General features: G+C 64.8%; 1 protein-coding gene. It reads left to right on the top strand.

The window, feature by feature from the left end:
- Positions 1 to 369: 369 nt before the first annotated feature.
- Positions 370 to 1,378: class I tRNA ligase family protein (locus K789_RS0101900; RefSeq protein ID WP_029704288.1), on the top strand; the 1,009-nt coding region annotated here is incomplete at its 3' end.

Here is a 1,378-nt window from a genome sequence, read left to right as displayed (position 1 = left end):
CAGGCGTACGCGGGGCGCCGCGGCCCCTGGTCCGGAACATCATGGGATTCAGTGTAGGCATTGCGGGCACGTGAGAGTTGTTAGACTTCTCGTAGCAGCTTCGACCCGGCCATCACCGGTGAGCTTCCGGAAGAACGCCCCGACGCCGTATTTGTAAAAATATTGTGCGCCGGGGCCGGTAGAACCGGACGGGTAAGCCCGTCACAGCAGTAATGAGCGGCCGACGCCGGTGCTCCCTCCTTTCGCAGGGGTCCGGTGGCGGTAAGTGAGGTGGTACCGCGGTGCCGGTGTTGTTGAAAGACAATGCAGGGGCCGTCCTCGCATCCTGAATGAATCCATTTGTTCACTAGCTCAACCCAGGATGTCGAGATGACTTATTACCCGAAGGCCTCCGCCGCACCGTCCGGCGCAGGCGCCACCACCTCTGCTTCCAACGCCGCTGCTTCCAACACCTCTGGTGTATCGGCCTCCGTGAAGTTCCCGGAGATCGAAGAACGCATCCTCAAGTACTGGGAGGAGGACGGCACCTTCCAGGCCAGCATCGACCAGCGCGATTCTGACCTTCCTGGCGGAAAGCCCGGGTCCAACGAATTCGTCTTCTACGACGGCCCGCCCTTCGCCAACGGCCTGCCGCACTACGGCCACCTGCTGACCGGGTACGCCAAGGACCTCGTGGGCCGCTACCAGACCCAGCGCGGCCGCCGCGTGGAACGCCGCTTCGGCTGGGACACGCACGGGCTGCCCGCCGAGCTGGAAGCGATGAAGCAGCTGGGCATGACGGACAAGACCCAGATCGAGGCCATGGGCATCGACAAGTTCAACGATGCCTGCCGTGCCTCCGTCATGAAGTACGCCGACGAGTGGAAGAGCTATGTCACCCGCCAGGCGCGCTGGGTGGACTTCGAGAACGACTACAAGACGCTCAACGTCGAGTACATGGAATCCGTGCTGTGGGCCTTCAAGCAGCTGCACGAAAAGGGCCTGACCTACAACGGCTACCGCGTCCTGCCGTACTGCTGGAAGGACGAGACGCCGCTGTCCAACCATGAGCTGCGTATGGACGACGACGTCTACAAGAACCGCCAGGACCAGACCGTCACGGTCACCTTCCCCATCACGGCGGGGGAGTCGGAGCTCTCCCGGCAGCTCGCCGGCGTGCAGGCGCTCGCCTGGACCACCACGCCCTGGACGCTGCCCACCAACCTGGCTCTCGCCGTCGGGCCGGCCATCACCTACGTCGTCCTGCCGGCCGGACCCCACGGGATCAAGGCCGCCTCGGCTGAGGCCCCCGTCACCGGCAGCTTCCTGCTTGCCGGGGACCTCCTGGGCGCCTACGCCAAGGAACTCGGCTACGGCGACGGCGCTGAGGGCGTGGCGG

Source organism: Arthrobacter sp. TB 26, from assembly GCF_000427315.1.
Classification (GTDB): Bacteria; Actinomycetota; Actinomycetes; order Actinomycetales; family Micrococcaceae; genus Arthrobacter.
This window is presented reverse-complemented; position numbering and strand designations above follow the sequence as displayed.